Below are 17,145 nucleotides of genomic sequence, written 5' to 3' on the forward strand. Positions count from 1 at the left end.
GGCCCGCGCTGCTGGGGGTGGGCCCACCCTCACCCCTCTCTGCCGCGACGCCGGGCGGCGGGGCCCGGGGGCGCCCCCCGGGGGCCCCGCGGCGTCTCAGTCCCCCTCGTCGAGCCGGAATCCGACCTTCAGTCCGACCTGGTAGTGGGCGATCTGGCCGTTCTCCAGGTGGCCGCGCATCTGGGTGACCTCGAACCAGTCCAGATTGCGCAGCGTCTGGCTGGCCCGGGCGATCCCGTTGCGGATGGCCTGGTCGATGCCCTCGGTGGACGTGCCGACGATTTCGGTCACCCGGTAGGTGTGGTTGGACATGGGGCTCTCCCGAGCGTGGGGGCTTTGTCGTGTTCTACGGTGCCCCAGTACGCCCCGGTCCGCGAACTTTGGCACGACAATTCCCGGGTGGAAGAGCCTTGACCCACCCATTGGTCTATGCCAATTTTCAAGCCATCTCCGATCACCCGCGGAAGGTGGCCCTTCGTGAAGACGCGTTTCCCCGCCGTGTGCACCGCCCTCGCTGCCGCGGCCGCACTCACCGGGTGCAGCAGCCCGGGAGGTGCGGCCCCCCGGCCGCAAAAGGTGACGCTCTGGCTGATGAAGGGCAGTGCTTCGGAGGACTTCACCACGAGGTTCACCGCCTCCTTCGAGCAGGACCACCCCGGCGTCGACCTCGACGTCAGGATCCAGGAATGGACGGGCATCGGGGACAAGGTCAACGGCGTGCTCTCCGGCAGGAGCACCGAGCGCGCCGACGTCATCGAGGTCGGCAACACCCAGGTCGCCCAGTACATCGAGAACGGCGGCCTCTCCGAGCTCACCCTCGAAGGGCTCCGCAAGTGGGGCAACCAGGACTGGCTCGAAGGTCTCGCCGACCCCGGCAGCATCAACGGCGCCCAGTACGGCGTTCCCTGGTACGCGGCCAACCGCGTCGTGATCTACCACAAGGACCTCTTCGCGAACGCAAACGTCAAGTCCCCGCCCAGGAACCGCCAGGAGTGGATCCAGGCCACCCAGAAGCTCGACAAGGGCGACCAGCAGGGCATCTACCTCCCCGGCCAGAACTGGTACGTCCTGTCGGGGTTCATCTGGGACGAGGGCGGCGACCTCGCCACCGACGGCAACGGCAAGTGGAGCGGCACCCTGGACGACGACCGGGCCCTGGCGGGCATGGAGTTCTACAAGCAGCTCCAGGCCCTCGGCGACGGCCCCAAGGACGCCGACGAGGAGACGCCCCCGCAGGCCGAGGTCTTCGCCCGGGGCAAGGTCGCCCAGATCATCGCCCCGCCCGGCCAGGCCGCGGCCATCGAGGCCGCCAACCCCGCCCTCAAGGGCAAGCTCGGCTTCTTCCCGGTTCCCGGCAAGACCTCCGACAAGCCCGGCGCCGTGTTCACCGGCGGCTCCGTCCTGATCGTGCCCGCGCGGACCGGCCAGCGTGACCACGCCATCGACGTGATCACCGACCTGGTCAGCGAGCGGTGGCAGACCGAACTGGCCCGCGCCATGAGCTACGTGCCGAACAAGACCACCCTCGCGCACGTCGTCGAGGGCGACCAGGGTGCCGCGACCATGGCCGTCGGCGCCGCACAGGGCCGGGCGACCCCCAAGTCCGCCCGCTGGGCCGAGGTCGAGGCGGACAACCCGATCAAGCCCTACATGACGGCCGTCCTCACCGGCCAGGACCCGGAGAAGGCCGCCAGGGCCGCCTCCGAGGCGATCAGCAGGGTACTGAACTCCGCCCGCTGACCCCGCCGAGTTCAGCCTCCGCACATCCGCGGGCCGCGAAGCGGTCATGTCGAATCCAGCCGGTCACGGAAGAAGTAAAGGAGCCGGGTCGCCACACCTGCGGCCCGCACTCCGTGCCCGGACCAGGAGCCGCCATGACCATCGCCCCCCTCTCGCCGTCCGCCGTTCCCCCCATCGCCGCTCCCGCCCCCGCCCTCCTCACCCCCACCCCCACCCCCGAACACGCCGTCACCCCCCGGTACGCCGTCCGCCTCGCCCGCAACGAGGACGAGGTCCGCGCCGCCCAACGGCTGCGCCACCAGGTCTTCGCCGGCGAGCTCGGCGCCCGCCTCGACGGCCCCGAGCCCGGCCTCGACTCCGACGCCTTCGACGCGTACTGCGACCACCTCCTCGTCGTCGAAGAGGAAACGGAACAGGTCGTCGCGACCTACCGGCTCCTGCCCCCGGAGCGCGCCGCCGTGGCCGGACGCCTCTACTCCGAGGGCGAGTTCGACCTCTCCGCCCTCGCCCCCATCCGCCCCGACCTGGTGGAGGTCGGCCGCTCCTGCGTCCACCCCGACCACCGCAACGGCGCCGCCATCGCCCTGATCTGGGCCGGCCTCGCCCGCTACATGGACCGCTCCGGGCACAACTGGCTCGCCGGCTGCTGCTCGATACCGCTCGCCGACGGCGGGGTCCTCGCAGCCGCCGCCCGTGACGACGTGCTGACCCGCAACCTCGCACCCGACGAGTACCGCGTCACCCCGCACGTCCCGTGGAACCCCGAGGGCATCACCTTCCCCGAGCGCACCCAGCTCCCGCCGCTGCTGCGCGGCTACCTGCGGCTCGGCGCCTGGGTCTGCGGAGAGCCCGCCCTCGACGCCGAGTTCGGCTGCGCCGACCTGTACGTCCTGCTCTCGCTGCGCCGCACCAACCCCCGCTACCTCAAGCACTTCCTCTCGCTCGCCCCGACCTCATGAGCGTCTGGCTGCCCACCTCCCCCTGCACCCCGCAGGACTGCGCCGGCCACGACGGACACACCGTCGCCATCTCGCGCGCAGCCCTGCGGCTCACCGGCGCAGCCGCCCTCGTCCTCCTCGGCACCCTGGGCGCACCACCGGTCCGGCTGTTGCCGGCCGGCCCGCGGCACACCGTGATCCGGGCCTGGTCTGCCGCGCTGGTGCGGGCCTTCGGGCTGCGGATCGCCGTCCACGGCAGCGCGGGCGCGGACGGCGCCCGCCTCGTCGTGGCCAACCACATCTCCTGGTTGGACATCCCGCTCGTCGCCGCCGTCCTGCCCTCCCGGATGCTCGCCAAGAGCGACATCCGCTCCTGGCCCGGCCTCGGCCGGCTCGCCGCACGGGCCGGAACCCTGTTCATCGAACGCGACCGGATCCGCGCCCTCCCGGACACCGTCGCCACCCTCACCCGCGCCCTGCTCGCCGGCGACCGGGTCACCGTGTTCCCCGAGGGCAGCACCTGGTGCGGCCGCGCCCGGGGCCCCTTCCGGCGGGCCGCGTTCCAGTCCGCCCTCGACGCGCGCGTCCCCGTCCAGCCCGTACGGCTCGACTACCGGCTGCCCGGTGGGGACACCGCCGGGGCCGCCTCCTTCGTCGGCGACGACCCGCTGACCGCCTCCCTGTGGCGGATCGCCCGCGCCCGCGGCATCCGGGCCGAGGTACGGCTGCTGCCGCGGATCCCGCCGGGCCGCTACGCGCACCGGCGGGACCTCGCGGCCGCGGCTCAGGCCGCGATCACCTCGGGCGACCCGGCCTCCGTCCCCGCCCCTTCCACGCCGCTGCCGGGCCTGCCCGCCCAGCCGGACCCGCCGTCGGCCACCGACAGGGACAGCGCGAACCGGCCCCCGGTATCCGTCCACCACCGGGTCAGTTCCAGACCGGCTGCCGCCAGCTCCTTGCGCACGCCGTCCTGACGGAACTTCGCGGACACCTCCGTCAGGATCTCCTCACCCTCCTCGAACGGCACCAGCAGGTCCAGGGCCCGGACCTTCACCACCAGCTCGGACCGGGCGCGCAGCCGCATCTCGATCCACTCCTGCGCCCGGTTCCACACGGCGACGTGGTCGAAATCCTCGGTACGGAAGTCCGCCCCCAGCTCCCGGTTGATGACGGCCAGCACGTTCCGGTTGAACTCGGCCGTCACCCCCTGCGCGTCGTCGTACGCCGCCACCAGCACGGACTCGTCCTTCACCAGGTCCGTCCCCATCAGCAGCGCGTCCCCCGGCGACAGCATCGCCCGCACGGACGCCAGGAACGCCGCCCGCTCCGCCGGCAGCAGGTTCCCGATCGTGCCCCCGAGGAACACCACCAGCCGCGGCCCGGGCGCCCGGGGAAGCCGCAGCGGCTGGGTGAAGTCGGCCACCAGCGCACGCACCCGCAGCCCCGGGTACTCCTCCTGCAGGATCTGCGCCGCGCCCTCCAGCGCGCTCGCGCTGACGTCCACCGGGACGTACGTGTCCAGCGCGGGCATCGCCTCGAGCAGGTGCCGGGTCTTGTCCGAGGAACCGGAACCCAGCTCGACCAGCGTGCGGGCCCCGCTCACCGCGGCGATCTCCGCGGCCCGCGCCAGCAGGATCTCCCGCTCGGCGCGCGTCGGGTAGTACTCCGGCAGCCGGGTGATCTCGTCGAACAGGTCGCTACCGCGGGCGTCGTAGAACCACTTGGGCGGCAGCACCTTCGGTGACCGCGTCAGCCCGTTCAGGACGTCCTCGCGCAGCGCGGAATCGGCGGTGTGCTCGTCGAGCGTGCGGGTCAACTGGAAATCACTCACTGGACGGTCTCCTTGAGGGGGGTCAGGTCGACCCGTGTGCGACGGGCGGTCAGCAGGGTCCGGTCGGGCACCTCGTGCCAGCGCGGGTCGTCGTCGTACGGCTCCGAGGCCACCACGACGCGTTGCGCCGCCGGATCGGCCAAGTACCACAGCGAATCGCCCCAAGCCGTCGCGGCGATCGCCCGGCCGTCGGTCAACAGCAGGTTCAGTCGGGAGCCCGGCGCGGCCTCGGCGAGCTCCCGCACCGGTTCGGCGAGAGCCGTGCCCAGATCGTCACCCCGGCGCAGCCGGTGCAGCACCAGCGCCCAGACGAGGGCCGAATCCGTGGTCGCGGCCAGCGACAACACGTCGGCGGCCGGCAGGCCCGCCGTGAGCGGAGCCGCCGTACCCGGCCAGCCCCGTACCGCGCCGTTGTGGCTGAACAGCCACCGCCCACCCGCGAACGGGGCGGCCGCGGCCTCCCCCTCCGCCCCCGCCAGCGTGGCGTCCCGTACGGCGGCCAGCGCCGCACCGGCCCGCACCACCCGGGCCAGGTCCGCGAAGGTCAGGTCTCCCCATATCGGCCCCGCCCGCCGGTAGCGGGCCGGCACCGGATCCCCCTCCGCGTACCATCCCACTCCGAAGCCGTCGGCATTGACCGTGCCGTGGCGCTGCCTGCGCGGCCCCCACGACTGCCGCACGAGTGAATGTTCCGGATCGCTGAGCAGCCGCCCCAGAGGCACTTCCGGTCCGAGAAAGGCGATGTGGCGGCACATCAGACGTCCCTCGCGGTCCGGAACCCGGAGAAGATCTGCCGCCGTACCGGCAGGTCCCAGTTGCGGAACGTGCCCCTGCAGGCCACCGGGTCCACCGCGAAGGAGCCGCCCCGCAGCACCTTGTGCTCCGGCCCGAAGAACACCTCGGAGTACTCCCGGTACGGGAACGCCCGGAACCCCGGGTACGGCAGGAAGTCGGAGGACGTCCACTCCCACACGTCCCCGATCAGCTGGCGCACCCCGAGCGGGGAGGCCCCCGCCGGATAGCTGCCCGCCGGGGCCGGACGCAGGTGTCGCTGCCCCAGGTTGGCGTGCACGGGCATCGGGTCGGCGTCCCCCCACGGGTAGCGCGTGGAGCGTCCCGTCACCGGGTCGTGGCGGGCCGCCTTCTCCCATTCCGCTTCCGTCGGCAGCCGCCGGCCCGCCCAGCGCGCGTACGCGTCCGCCTCGTACCAGCTCACGTGCAGGACCGGCTCCTCCTCCGGCACGGGTTCGGTCACCCCGAACCGGCGGCGCAGCCACTGGCCGGACTCCCGGTACCAGAACAACGGCGCACCGATCCCGTGCCTGCGGACCTGCTCGAAGCCCTCCGGCGCCCACCAGCGGCTGTTGACGTAGCCGCCGTCCGCGATGAACGCCTGGTACGCGGCGTTCGTCACCGGCGCCGTGTCGATCCAGAACGGACCCGTCTCCCGGACGTGCGCGGGCCGCTCGTTGTCCAGCGCCCACGGCTCCACCGAGGTCCCCATGGTGAACGGGCCCCCGGGAACCAGCACTTCGGACGCCTCCGGCGGCGGCCCCGGCGGCGGCGACGGGTAGGGGGCCGCCAACACCGGGGCCCCACGCCGCAGCTGATGTGTGATCAACATCGTCTCGTCGTGCTGTTGCTCGTGCTGCGCGATCATCCCGAACGCGAAGCCCGAGTCGAGCAGCCCGGTGCCCTCCAGCGGGGTCCGCTCCAGCAGGTCGAACACCCGCCCGCGCACGTCGGCCGCGTACCGGCGGGCCTCGGCGGGCCCGAGCAGCGGCAGCTTCGGCCGCTCGGACCGCGGATGCTCGAACGCGTCGTACAGCGGATCGATCTCCGGGTGCATGGCCTCACGGCCGCCGACCCGGCGCAGCAGCCACAACTCCTCCTGGTTCCCGATGTGCGCGAGGTCCCACACCAGCGGGGACATCAACGGCGAGTGCTGGGCCGTCAGGTCCTCGTCCGTCACCGCATCGGTCAACCCGGCCGTACGGATCCGTGCCGCGGTCAGGGCTTCGAGCGCCCGCTCGCGGAGGGCCGCAGGCTCGACGGGCACGAAGGAACCGAAGGAACCGAAGGATTCGGAGGGTTCGGAGGGTTCGGAAGTCACGAAGGGTTCAGCGGTCATGGGCGGGCCCCCGTCCCGGTGAGTCGGTACGCGTCCTCGTCGGCCGGGCAGCGCCCGCGCAGCACGAAACGCTCGATGAAGGCGCCCACCGCGTCCTGCACGTGCGAGCTCGCCCCGAGCCGGGGCAGCGCCTCGGCCGCGGACCGGAAGCAGAAGGCGGCCGCCGCCCTCAGCTCGGGGTCGGCCAGGCCGTAACGGGCCGCGGACTGCCACAGCGGATTGCGGGGCGCACGCACCGGCCCGTAGCGGTCGGCGAGCGCCTTCGCGACCCGGTACCCGGTCTCGGCGGCCTGCGGGTCGTCGAACAGCGCGTGCACGACCGCGACCGGGACCAGCCAACCGTCGTCCCCGGGCTGCGCGTCGATCATCCGCAGTTCCAGGTGGCCGCGCGGGCGCACCGGTGGGAACAGCGTGGTCAGGTGGTACGCGAGGTCCTCGGCCGTCGGCGGGCGCAGGGCGCCGCCGGCACGGCGGCGCGGCTGGGATGAGGACGAGGACGAGGACGACGGGGACCGTGGCGGTGACGTGGCGCGCAACCAGTCGCGGAACGTCATCCCCCGGGGCGCCGTCCACGGTCCGTCGCCGTACGACCGCATGCACATGACCTCGGTGTCCAGAGCGTGCCGGACCCACCCCGACCGGGGCTGGGCGTCCAACGGCGGGGCGAGCGCCCGCCGGGCGTCCAGGTCCCGCCAGATCCCCTGGCGGGCACACCGCCATCCGGCGTACGGACCCGTGGTCGCGGGGGAGTTGGCGAACGCCGCCACGAACACTGCACCCAGCAGGTGGCCCAGCCGCCAGCGCCGCCCGTGACCGAGCGGGCCCGGCTCCTCGTAGCCGGCGTCCACACAGACCTGTACGGACGCGGAGGTGCGCATCATGGCGCGCCCCGCCGGCCCGAAGCGGTCGAGGTACGCCTCCATGGCGTCGTAGCGGGGGCTGCTCACCAGCCGGGGAACGGGGGCGCGGGGGTCGCGGCCGATGCCGCGCAGGACCAGGCCCTGGGAGCCCAGCGCGCTCCGTACGGCGGCGAGGTCGGCCCGCAAGCCGTCCACGCAGGCGGAGAGGGAGTCGGCGGGGGCCGAGCTGAGCTCCAGCTGGCCGCCGGGTTCGATGCTGAGGCGGGAGTGCAGGGGGAGTGCGCGGGCCGCGTCGTGCGCGGCCGTCAGCCGATCGGGCGGGAGCGGCTCACCAGGCCGCTCGGCGTCCATCACGAGCCATTCGAGCTCGGCGCCGAGGACGCGGGGCGGGCCGGTCTTGAAGCAGATGCCGTGGACGAGGTCCTCGGCGGCGGCCTCGGTGATGGGGGAGGGGGAGGTCGGTGGAGCGGGTGACGGTGAGGCGGATGGAGCGGGTGAGCCCTGGGGCATGGCCGAATCTCCTGTCCTGGACTGTGACCTGACCATGCCTACCCGTCCTTGTCCGGCTGAAGAGCCGAATCCGGTCGCGTTTGCGCAAATATGAGTGGTCCGAGTGCCCAACTGCGACTGATGATGGCCCGGTGAGCAGCAGATTGCGCGAGATCGCGCGGGAGAACGCGACGATCCTGGCGTCCGGTGGGTACCGGACGCGGTCGGGGCGGCACGTCTCCCTGGCCGCCGCCCTGGCGGAAGCCACGGCGGGAACCAGGATATATGGGCCGAACCAGGTCATTCCAGACGGACGACTTCCGGCCGGGCGACACCGGACGGCCATCGAGGTGACCGGGGAGAGCAGCACGGTCGCAGCCCGAAGGCTCGCCGCGGACGCCCCCGGACCGGGCGCGGTGGCCGTCCTGAACTTCGCATCGGCCCGGAATCCCGGGGGCGGCTACGTCCGCGGGGCCACGGCCCAGGAGGAGGCGCTGTGTCGGGCGTCCGCCCTGTACGAGACGCTTCTCCAGGCCCCGGAGTACTACGAGGTCCACCGCGCGGAAAGCAGCACCTTCTACACCGACCGGGTGATTCACTCGCCCGGGGTGCCCGTCTTCCGCGACGACCGCGGCGAGTTCCTGGAGGAGCCCTTCCGGGTGGGCTTCCTCACCTCCCCGGCCCCGAACGCCGGCACCATCCGCCGCCAGGAGCCGGAACGCGCCGCCGAGATCCCGGCCGCCCTGGCCCGGCGCGCGGAGCGCGTCCTGGAGACGGCGGCCCTGCACGGCTACCAGCGGCTGGTGCTGGGGGCGTGGGGGTGCGGGGTCTTCCGCAACGAGCCGGCGGACGTCGCCGAGGCCTTCCGGGGCCTGTTGCAGGGGCGCTTCACCGGGATCTTCGAACGGGTCGTCTTCGCCGTCCTGGACCGTGACCCGGCGCCGCGCAAGGCCTTCGAACGGGCCTTCACGGGATCGGCGGGCGGCGGTGAGGGCGGCTGAGGGAGGTCGAGGGAGGGTTGAGGGCGGCTGAGGGCGGCTGAGGGCGGTGATACCGGCGCGCAGCTCGTCGACTCCAGCGTCACCCGCTCCCTTCCCTGACCAGCCGGTGAGCGGGGCTCAGCTGCGGTGCGGGGCTGCGGCTCCGCCCGTCTCCGTCTCCGTCTCCGTTCCCGTCTCGATCCCCGTCTCCGCCGGCCAGTGCTCCTGCCACCGCTCCTCCCCCTCCAGTTGGCCGGCCAGGCCCAGCAGCAGGGGCTCCGAGGAATCCGGGCCCAGGAGTTGGGCTCCGATCGGCAGGCCCGTGGCCGTGAACCCCGCCGGGACGTTCACCCCGGGCCAGCCCAGGACGTTCCACGTCCAGGCGTACGGGCAGGCGGCGATCATCGCCCGGTCCGTCGCCATCGCGCTCAGGCCGGCCAGGGCGCCGATCCGCAGCGGGGGTGCGGCCGTGGTCGGCGTCAGGACCACGTCGAACCGGCCGAAGACCTCCCCGATCCGCCACCGCAGGTACGACTCCGCCCGCCGTGACGCGCGCAGCGGCAGTCCGCCCAGGATCCGGCCCGTGCGCATCGCCCCGTGCGTGCGGGGGTCCAGCAGTCCGGTGTCCGGCACGCGGGAGGCCCAGTCCCGTACGCCCCTGGTGGCCCGGGGGACGAAGGTCAAGCCGATCTGGCCGTACCGCGGGTCCTCCGGGACCACCTCGTGGCCCAGCGACTCCAGCCGCCCGGCGACTCGCTCCACCGCCGAACGGATCTCCGGGTCGAGGGACTTCGGGGTCGCCGTGAACGCCGTCCCGAACGACAGGGCGATCCGCAGCCGCCGCGGGGTACGGCGTGCGGCCTCTACCGCCGGGATCGGGGCGGGGCGGTGCCGGTCGCCGGGGTGCGGGCCGCTCGCCGCATCGAGCAGCAGGGCGGCGTCCCCGACCGTACGGGCCAGCACCCCGTTCACGGTGAGTCCGTGGAACGACTCCGGCTCCGGCCAGGTGGAGATGCGGCCCCGCTGCGGCTTCACCCCGACCAGATGCGTCCAGGCCGCCGGGATCCGTACCGACCCGGCCCCGTCGGAGCCGAGGGCCGCCGGGACCAGGCCCGCGGCGACGGCGGCCGCCGAACCGCCGGAGGAGCCGCCCGGCGTGTGGTCCGGGTTCCACGGGTTGCGGGTCGCGCCGAAGGCGCGCCCCTCGGTGAACGGCCACTGCCCCAGTTCCGGGGTATGGGTCTTGCCCACGATGACCGCGCCGGCCACGCGCAGCCGGCGCACCGCCTCGCTGTCGACGGCCTTCGGCGGGAAGTCCCCGGCGCAGCCGAACGCGGTCGGCTCCCCGGCCACGTCCATGTCGTCCTTGACGGCCAGCGGCACACCGAGCATCGGGAGCCGCTCGCCGGCGGCCAGCCGCCGGTCGGCGGCGTCCGCCTCGGCCAGTGCGGCTTCGGCGCGGACGATGCGGAAGGCGTTCAGACGGGGCTGGGCGGCGGCGATCCGGTCCAGCGCCCGCTCGGTCAACTCGCGTGAGGAGACGACCCCTTCGGCGAGATCGCGCGCCATGGCCGCCAGGCCGGCGACCGGTGCCTGTGTACGAGACGAGACGGCCATCGCCCCTCAACCCCTCCCCGTTACCGATCAGTAGGACTGACGGTAACCCCATGGCCCGGGATTCCCTAGAGGGTCGACGCTCCGCACGGCGCGGGCCACCCCCCAGCACGGGTCGGAGCACGCCGCCCCCCTACGAACCGGCTCGCGGTACACCGTGCGGACGCCACCCCGGGCCCGTAGGGGCGTGATCGCGCCAGAGCCCCGCGGCCGCGGGCGGGGGACACCGGCACGGGCCGGGGGAGGGCCGCATCCGCTCCTGCTGGCGGTCCCGGGGGGCGGGGCGGTCCGGACGGGTCCTGCCGCGACGGACGACCGGCTCCCGTCCGGGCCACGACGGGAGGCCGCGGCCCGGACCCGATTCCGGCCAAACGCCCGACGCCGGCCGCGAACGGTCTGGAAGGATGCCACGGCAATGTCACAGTCATCGAAGCCGCCGAAACCGTCCACCCCGGCGCCGACGCCGCCGTCCGTGCCCACCAGCGCCGACGTGGCCCGACTCGCCGGTGTCTCGCGCGCGACGGTCTCGTACGTCCTCAACGACGCCGCAGCGGTCCGCATCAGCGAACCGACCCGCCGCAAGGTCCGCCAGGCCGCCGAGGAGCTCGGGTACGTACCCCACGCCGCCGCGCGCAGCCTGCGTGCCGGCCACACCCGGATCGTGCTGCTGCCCGCCCCCGAGGGGCCGGTCGGCCCGCTCCACAGCGCCTTCCTCAACCAGCTCCAGCGGGCGCTGCGCCGTCTCGGCTACACGGTGGTCCAGTACGGCAGCCTCGGCCTGAGCGGTGACGAGGCGACCCGCGCCTGGGCCGAGCTGCGCCCCGTCGCCGTGGTCTGCCTCGGGCGGATCACCCTCTCGGCCCGCAACGTCGACACCCTCAAGCGGGCCGGGGCCCGGGCGGTGATCACGATGGGCCCGGCCCCGGTCCCCGGAGCCCACGCCCTGGTCACGGACCAGGCCGAGATCGGTGTGCGGGCCGCCGCCCACCTGCTGGAACGCGGCCGCCGGCGGATCGGGGTCGTCGTCCCGGTCGAGGAGGGACCGGCGCCCTCCGCCCGGTCCCGCCTCGAAGGGGCCCGTTCCGCCGTCCGCTGTGCCGTCAGCCCGGCCGCCCCATCCGCCCCGTCCGCCGACGGACCGTCCGGCGCCGCCGCCGCCGACGTCGGCACCGTCTCCGGCGCCGGTGTCGTACCGCTTCCGATGGCCTATACGGAGGAGTCGGCCGCGGAGCTCGCCGCGCGCTGGCGCTCCCTCGGCCTGGACGGGGTGTTCGCCTACAACGACGAGTACGCCATGCTGCTGATGCGCGCCCTGCTGGACGAGGGGCTGCGGGTCCCGGAGGACGTCGCCGTCATCGGGGCGGACGACCTGCTCCTCGGCCGGCTGCTGCGGCCCCGACTGAGCACCGTGCGGATCGCGATGCCGACCGGAGACCACCTCGCGGAGCTGGTGGACCGGGCCGTGCGGGAGTCGCCCGGGACCGCCGACCGGTACGGCCCGGTGGCCGTCACCGCCGTCCACCGCGAGTCCACCTGAGCGCGCCGCCCGACCCCGGACGCCGTTGACAGGCGGTGACCTGCGGACGGACACTGCGGGCGCGCCCCACCGGGCGCGCCCGGCGTCGTGCCCGGTGCCGACGGCGGCACCGTCCCGCCGCCGCCCGCACGGATCCGCCCAGGAGAGACGCGATGAGCATCCGCACCGTCCGCGACGTGTACGTCGTCGACGCCGTCCGCACCCCGATCGGCAAGTTCGGCGGCGCCCTCGCGGGGGTCCGCCCGGACGACCTCGCCGCGCACGTGGTGCGCGCACTGGTGGACCGTACGCCCTCCCTCGACCCGGCCCGGATCGACGACGTGGTCTTCGGCGACGCCAACGGCGCCGGCGAGGACAACCGGGACGTGGCCCGCATGGCGGTCCTCCTCGCGGGCCTGCCGGTGACCGTGCCCGGCGTGACCGTCAACCGGCTGTGCGGATCGGGACTCGAAGCGGTGATCCAGGCCGCCCGCGCCATCGCCCTGGGCGACTCGTCGATCGCCATCGCGGGCGGCGTGGAGTCGATGACCCGCGCCCCCTGGGTGGTCCAGAAGCCCGAGCGTCCCTTCCCCTCCACCCACCAGCAGATGTGGTCCACCGCGCTCGGCTGGCGCATGACCAACCCGCGGATGCCCGACGAATGGACCGTTTCGCTCGGTGAGGGCGCCGAACTCATCGCGGAGAAGCACGGCATCACCCGCGAGGCGCAGGACCTGTTCGCACTGGAGAGCCACCGCAAGGCGGCCGGGGCCTGGTCGGCCGGGCTGTACGACGACGAGGTCGTCCCGTACCCGGGGGTCGACCTCCTCCGCGACGAGTGCATCCGCGAGGGGTCCACCCCAGAGTCGCTGGCCCGCCTGAAGCCGGTGTTCCGCACCGACGGCAGCGGTACGGTCACTGCTGCGAACGCCTCCCCGCTCAACGACGGCGCCGCGGCGCTGCTCCTGACCGACGAGGCCGGGCTGGCGGCCACCGGCCGCGAGCCGCTGGCCCGCATCAGTGCCTCGGCGGTGACCGGCATCGAGCCGCAGCTGTTCGGGCTGGGCCCGGTCGACGCCGTGCAGCGGGCACTCGTCAAGGCGGGCACCGGCCTGTCGGATCTCTCCGTGCTGGAGCTGAACGAGGCCTTCGCGGCGCAGGCGCTGGGCTGTCTCGCCGCCTGGCCGGAGCTGGACCCGGCGGTCGTCAACCCGCGCGGCGGTGCCATCGCCATCGGTCACCCGCTCGGCGCGTCGGGCGCCCGCCTCGCCGGGTCGGTGGCCCACCAGCTCGCGGCGGCCGGCTCGGGCAAGGGCATGGCGACGCTGTGCATCGGGGTCGGACAGGGCATCGCGCTGGTCCTGGAGCGCTGAGCTCCTGGAGCGCTGCCACCGGAGCGGCCGCGGGGGCCGTCGGTGACGGCAGCAGCCGCGGGGGCGCGGCGATCGTTTTCGGTCACCGCCGCCCCTCAACTGCCCTATAACTGAACAGATGTGATGCCTCCGGTCTGGCACGATGGCGCCTGCTGCTGCTGCTCCGCCGCCCCCGCCGCCAGCCGCTCCGCCGACCCCCTTCCGGAGGCCCCGCGCCATGCCGCTCCTCGAACCGACGCTCCGGCAGGACGGGCCGACCCTCACGGGCGGTGCCGCGCCGGTCGTCGAGCCCGCCACCGGCCGTACCCTCGCCAGCCTCGACCTGGCCGCCCCCGCCGACGTCGCGGTGGCAGCCGTACGGGCCGGAGCCGCCCAGCGGGACTGGGCCCGGGCGCCCCACACCGAGCGCGCCGCCGTCCTGCGCCGGGCCGGGGACCTGTTCACCGCCCATGCCGCGGAGCTGCGCGATTGGCTGGTCCGCGAGTCCGGCTCCATACCCGGCAAGGCGGACTTCGAACTGCACGTCGCCGCCCAGGAGTGCTACGAGGCGGCGGCCCTGGCCTCCCGGCCCGCCGGACAGGTGCTGCCGAGCGAGGCGCCCCGGCTCTCCTTCACCCGCCGGGTCCCCGCCGGGGTGGTCGGGGTGATCGCCCCGTTCAACGCCCCGCTGATCCTGTCGATCCGCTCCGTCGCCCCGGCGCTCGCCCTCGGCAACGCGGTCCTGCTCAAGCCGGACCACCGGACCGCCGTGTGCGGCGGCCTCGCGCTCGCCGCAGTGTTCGCCGGGGCCGGTCTGCCCACGGGGCTCCTCCAGGTGCTGCCCGGCGGCGCCGACACCGGGGCCGCGGTGGTCGCCGACCCGCTGGTGAGGGTGGTGTCGTTCACCGGGTCGACGGCCTCCGGTCGGGCCGTCGGCGAACTGGGCGGCCGTCACCTCAAGAGGCTTCACCTGGAGTTGGGCGGGAACTCCGCCCTCGTCGTCCTCCGTGACGCCGATGTCGAGGCCGCCGTCGCCCAGGCCTCCTGGGGGTCGTTCTTCCACCAGGGCCAGATCTGCATGACCACGGGCCGCCACCTCGTCCACGCCTCCCTGTACGACGAGTACGTCGAACGCCTCGCCGAACGCGCCGAGTCGCTGGCGGTGGGGGACCCGTACCGCGAGCAGGTGCACCTGGGACCGCTGATCGACCGCACCCAGCTCGACCGGGTCCATGCGCTGGTGGAGGCCAGTGCCGAGCAGGGCGCCAAGCTCGTGGCCGGCGGCACGCACGAGGGGCCGTTCTACCGGCCGACCGTGCTGGCCGGGGTCGGCGACGACACGCCCGCCTACGCGGAGGAGGTCTTCGGGCCCGTGGCGCCCGTACGGCCCTTCGCCACGGAGGACGAGGCGGTGGCGCTGGCGTCGGCCGGCCCGTACGGCCTGTCCCTCGGCATCGTCACCCGGGACGCGGCGCGCGGGTTGGAGCTCGCCGGGCGGATCCCGACCGGGATCGCCCACGTCAACGACCAGACGGTGAACGACGAGGCCGTGGCTCCCTTCGGAGGGGTGGCCGCCTCCGGCACGGGGATCCGGTTCGGCGGGGAAGCGAACCTGGACGCGTTCACCGAGCTGCGCTGGACCACGCTCCGGTCCGGTCCCGCCCCGCACCCGTTCTAGCCCGGCGGACCGTCGGCCCCCGACCGACGGACGGGACCGCCACAGGAAGTACGGTCCCCGGATCCGGAACGCGCCGGGCGGGCCGTTCGTTCAAGGACCGTACGAGGCAATGAGGAGGTCTGGAAACGTGGCTACCGTCGAGCTCACCAAAGAGAACTTCGACCGAACGGTCAGCGAGAACCCGTTCGTGCTGATCGACTTCTGGGCGGGCTGGTGCCGGCCCTGCCTGCAGTTCGCCCCGGTGTACGAGAAGGCCTCCGAGGCCAACCCCGACCTCCTGTTCGCCAAGGTGGACACCGAGGCCCAGCCGGAGCTGGCCGCCGCCTTCCAGATCACCTCCATCCCGACCCTGATGATCGTCCGGGACCGCGTGGCCGTCTTCGCCCAGCCCGGCGCGCTGCCCGAGCCGGCCCTGGCGGACCTCATCGGCCAGGCCCGCACCCTCGACATGGACGAAGTCCGCGCGAAGATCGCCGCCGCGCAGCAGGACCGCGGCTAGTGTGACGGGGACCGGCGGGGGCTGACCCCGTCCCCGACACCCCCTGGAAGGCGCGCATGTCGGAAGCGGTGGAGTACGACGTCGTGGTCCTCGGCGGCGGACCGGCCGGCGAGAACGTCGTGGACCGGACCCGTGCCGCCGGTCTCAGCACCGCCCTGGTCGAGGCCGAACTCATCGGCGGCGAGTGCTCGTACTGGGCCTGCATCCCCAGCAAGGCGCTGCTGCGCCCCGCGCTGGCCAGGGCGGACGCCCGCCGGGTCCCCGGCCTGGCGGGCGCCGTCACGGGCGCCCTCGACGCGCAGGCGGTCTTCGCGCACCGCGACTACTGGACCGGGAACTGGAAGGACGGCGGCCAGGTCGCCTGGCTCGACTCGATCGGCGCCCACACCTACCGGGGACACGGCCGGCTCGCCGGCCCCCGGAAGGTCGCCGTGGAGGGCGCCGAGGGCGAGCACCGCGTCCTCACCGCCCGGCAGGCGGTCGTCGTCGCCACCGGCAGCCGCGCCGTGATCCCGCCGCTGCCGGGGATCGCCGGGGCGCGGCCGTGGACCAGCCGCGAGGCCACCTCCGCCCAGCACGTGCCGGGCCGGCTGGTGATCGTCGGCGGCTCGGTGGTGGCCGCCGAGATGGCGACGGCCTGGCAGGCGCTCGGCGCCCGTGTCACCGTCCTCGTCCGCGGCTCCCGGTTGCTGCCGCGGATGGAGCCCTTCGCCGGGGAGCTGGTCGCGGAAGCGCTGCGCGGAGCCGGAGCGGAGGTCCGTACGGGCGTCGTGGCGGAGGCGGTGGTCCGGGACGGGCCGTCCGGCCCGGTCCGGGTGGTGCTGGAGGGCGGCGAGATCGTGGAGGGCAACGAGCTGCTGATGGCGACCGGCCGCGCGCCGCGGACCGACGACATCGGGCTGGACACCGTCGGGCTGGCCCCGGGTGAGTGGATCGACGTCGACGAGAGCTGCCGCGTGCCGGGGCACGACTGGCTGTACGCGGTCGGCGACGTCAACCACCGCGCCCTCCTCACCCACCAGGGCAAGTACCAGGCCCGGATCGCGGGCGCAGCGATCGCCGCCCGGGCGGCCGGCACCGCCGCCGGTGCCGCCCCCGGTGCCGCCGAGCCCGAAACCGGCCCCTGGGGCGCGCACGCGGCGACCGCCGACCGGCGGGCCCTTCCGCAGGCGGTGTTCACCGACCCCGAGGCGGCCGCGGTGGGCCTCACCCTGGCCGAGGCCGAACGGGCCGGTCACCGCGTCCGCGCCGTGGACCACGACCTCGGCAAGGTGTCGGGCGCCGGCCTGTACGCCGACGGCTACCGCGGGCGCGCCCGGATGGTCGTCGACCTGGACCGGGAGGTGCTGCTGGGCGCCACCTTCGTCGGACCGGGCGCGGCCGAGCTGCTGCACGCGGCCACGATCGCGGTTGCCGCGGAGGTCCCGGTCGACCGGCTGTGGCATGCGGTTCCCGCGTTCCCGACGATCAGCGAAGTGTGGCTGAGGCTGCTGGAGGCCTACCGGGGATAGCCCCGT

14 protein-coding genes and 1 pseudogene are annotated in these 17,145 nt (G+C 74.2%); 9 read left to right on the forward strand and 6 right to left on the reverse strand.

Annotation, left to right across the window (positions count from 1 at the left end):
- Positions 1 to 96: 96 nt before the first annotated feature.
- Positions 97 to 312: a dodecin gene (locus tag ACFV7Q_RS21705; RefSeq protein ID WP_385430670.1), complete on the reverse strand. Its 216-nt coding sequence runs from the start codon at positions 310 to 312 to the stop codon at positions 97 to 99.
- A gap of 165 nt (positions 313 to 477) precedes the next feature.
- Here ACFV7Q_RS21705 and ACFV7Q_RS21710 point away from each other — a divergent pair, with 165 nt between their 5' ends.
- The 3 genes and pseudogenes from ACFV7Q_RS21710 to ACFV7Q_RS21720 all read left to right on the forward strand — a co-directional run.
- Positions 478 to 1,740: an extracellular solute-binding protein gene (locus ACFV7Q_RS21710; RefSeq protein ID WP_385430671.1), complete on the forward strand. Its 1,263-nt coding sequence runs from the start codon at positions 478 to 480 to the stop codon at positions 1,738 to 1,740.
- Between the two features lie 134 nt (positions 1,741 to 1,874).
- Entirely contained in the window at positions 1,875 to 2,699 is an 825-nt protein-coding gene (locus ACFV7Q_RS21715; RefSeq protein ID WP_385430673.1) for a GNAT family N-acetyltransferase, read from the forward strand.
- Positions 2,696 to 3,223: pseudogene (locus ACFV7Q_RS21720) on the forward strand (lysophospholipid acyltransferase family protein); the annotation flags it as partial. The gene ACFV7Q_RS21715 and the pseudogene ACFV7Q_RS21720, both read left to right, overlap by 4 nt.
- 239 nt (positions 3,224 to 3,462) lie before the next feature.
- Here ACFV7Q_RS21720 and egtD read toward each other — a convergent pair.
- From egtD to ACFV7Q_RS21740, 4 genes are read right to left on the reverse strand one after another with little or no spacing between them, the layout of a single operon-like run.
- Complete coding sequence (gene egtD / locus ACFV7Q_RS21725; protein ID WP_385430675.1) at positions 3,463 to 4,509, reverse strand: L-histidine N(alpha)-methyltransferase; 1,047 nt, start codon at positions 4,507 to 4,509, stop codon at positions 3,463 to 3,465.
- On the reverse strand, positions 4,506 to 5,264 hold the full coding sequence (egtC, locus tag ACFV7Q_RS21730; RefSeq protein WP_385430676.1) for an ergothioneine biosynthesis protein EgtC: 759 nt from the start codon (positions 5,262 to 5,264) through the stop codon (positions 4,506 to 4,508). Before egtC ends, egtD begins: the two co-directional genes overlap by 4 nt.
- The gene (gene egtB, locus ACFV7Q_RS21735; RefSeq protein WP_385430678.1) at positions 5,264 to 6,640 is read right to left on the reverse strand and encodes an ergothioneine biosynthesis protein EgtB; all 1,377 of its coding nucleotides are present in this window, start codon (positions 6,638 to 6,640) and stop codon (positions 5,264 to 5,266) included. Before egtB ends, egtC begins: the two co-directional genes overlap by 1 nt.
- Complete coding sequence (locus tag ACFV7Q_RS21740; RefSeq protein ID WP_385430680.1) at positions 6,637 to 8,010, reverse strand: glutamate-cysteine ligase family protein; 1,374 nt, start codon at positions 8,008 to 8,010, stop codon at positions 6,637 to 6,639. The genes egtB and ACFV7Q_RS21740 overlap by 4 nt, the downstream gene beginning before the upstream one ends.
- Positions 8,011 to 8,141: 131 nt before the next feature.
- On the opposite strand from ACFV7Q_RS21740, the gene ACFV7Q_RS21745 reads away from it, so the two are divergent.
- Positions 8,142 to 8,990: a TIGR02452 family protein gene (locus ACFV7Q_RS21745; RefSeq protein ID WP_385430682.1), complete on the forward strand. Its 849-nt coding sequence runs from the start codon at positions 8,142 to 8,144 to the stop codon at positions 8,988 to 8,990.
- 117 nt (positions 8,991 to 9,107) lie between these two features.
- Here the strand turns inward: ACFV7Q_RS21745 and ACFV7Q_RS21750 are convergent, their stop codons facing one another.
- The gene (locus ACFV7Q_RS21750; RefSeq protein ID WP_385430684.1) at positions 9,108 to 10,586 is read right to left on the reverse strand and encodes an amidase; all 1,479 of its coding nucleotides are present in this window, start codon (positions 10,584 to 10,586) and stop codon (positions 9,108 to 9,110) included.
- A 412-nt stretch (positions 10,587 to 10,998) separates the two neighbouring features.
- Between ACFV7Q_RS21750 and ACFV7Q_RS21755 the strand changes: the two genes are divergently transcribed.
- The 5 genes from ACFV7Q_RS21755 (at position 10,999) to ACFV7Q_RS21775 (ending at position 17,139) form a co-directional block, all read left to right on the forward strand.
- Positions 10,999 to 12,120, forward strand: a complete 1,122-nt coding sequence (locus ACFV7Q_RS21755; protein WP_385430685.1) for a LacI family DNA-binding transcriptional regulator — start codon at positions 10,999 to 11,001, stop codon at positions 12,118 to 12,120.
- Between the two features lie 152 nt (positions 12,121 to 12,272).
- Positions 12,273 to 13,472, forward strand: coding sequence for a thiolase family protein (locus ACFV7Q_RS21760; RefSeq protein ID WP_385430687.1), 1,200 nt, complete (start codon positions 12,273 to 12,275; stop codon positions 13,470 to 13,472).
- A 217-nt stretch (positions 13,473 to 13,689) separates the two neighbouring features.
- The gene (locus tag ACFV7Q_RS21765) at positions 13,690 to 15,129 is read left to right on the forward strand and encodes a benzaldehyde dehydrogenase (RefSeq protein ID WP_385430689.1); all 1,440 of its coding nucleotides are present in this window, start codon (positions 13,690 to 13,692) and stop codon (positions 15,127 to 15,129) included.
- 127 nt (positions 15,130 to 15,256) lie between these two features.
- Complete coding sequence (locus tag ACFV7Q_RS21770; RefSeq protein ID WP_385430691.1) at positions 15,257 to 15,628, forward strand: thioredoxin family protein; 372 nt, start codon at positions 15,257 to 15,259, stop codon at positions 15,626 to 15,628.
- Positions 15,629 to 15,684: 56 nt separating this feature from the next.
- Positions 15,685 to 17,139, forward strand: coding sequence for a dihydrolipoyl dehydrogenase family protein (locus tag ACFV7Q_RS21775; protein WP_385430692.1), 1,455 nt, complete (start codon positions 15,685 to 15,687; stop codon positions 17,137 to 17,139).
- Positions 17,140 to 17,145 lie beyond the last annotated feature (6 nt).

Origin of the sequence: Streptomyces sp. NPDC059851 (genome assembly GCF_042732005.1) — a bacterium.
Taxonomy (GTDB): domain Bacteria; phylum Actinomycetota; class Actinomycetes; order Streptomycetales; family Streptomycetaceae; genus Streptomyces.

Coding starts and splice junctions, on each gene's coding strand:
- ACFV7Q_RS21715 (WP_385430673.1), top strand. CDS start 1,875: ATGACCATCGCCCCCCTCTCGCCGTCCGCCGTTCCCCCCATCGCCGCT.
- ACFV7Q_RS21775 (WP_385430692.1), top strand. CDS start 15,685: ATGTCGGAAGCGGTGGAGTACGACGTCGTGGTCCTCGGCGGCGGACCG.
- ACFV7Q_RS21755 (WP_385430685.1), top strand. CDS start 10,999: ATGTCACAGTCATCGAAGCCGCCGAAACCGTCCACCCCGGCGCCGACG.
- egtB (WP_385430678.1), bottom strand. CDS start 6,640: ATGACCGCTGAACCCTTCGTGACTTCCGAACCCTCCGAACCCTCCGAA.
- ACFV7Q_RS21750 (WP_385430684.1), bottom strand. CDS start 10,586: ATGGCCGTCTCGTCTCGTACACAGGCACCGGTCGCCGGCCTGGCGGCC.
- ACFV7Q_RS21765 (WP_385430689.1), top strand. CDS start 13,690: ATGCCGCTCCTCGAACCGACGCTCCGGCAGGACGGGCCGACCCTCACG.
- ACFV7Q_RS21760 (WP_385430687.1), top strand. CDS start 12,273: ATGAGCATCCGCACCGTCCGCGACGTGTACGTCGTCGACGCCGTCCGC.
- ACFV7Q_RS21705 (WP_385430670.1), bottom strand. CDS start 312: ATGTCCAACCACACCTACCGGGTGACCGAAATCGTCGGCACGTCCACC.
- ACFV7Q_RS21740 (WP_385430680.1), bottom strand. CDS start 8,010: ATGCCCCAGGGCTCACCCGCTCCATCCGCCTCACCGTCACCCGCTCCA.
- egtC (WP_385430676.1), bottom strand. CDS start 5,264: ATGTGCCGCCACATCGCCTTTCTCGGACCGGAAGTGCCTCTGGGGCGG.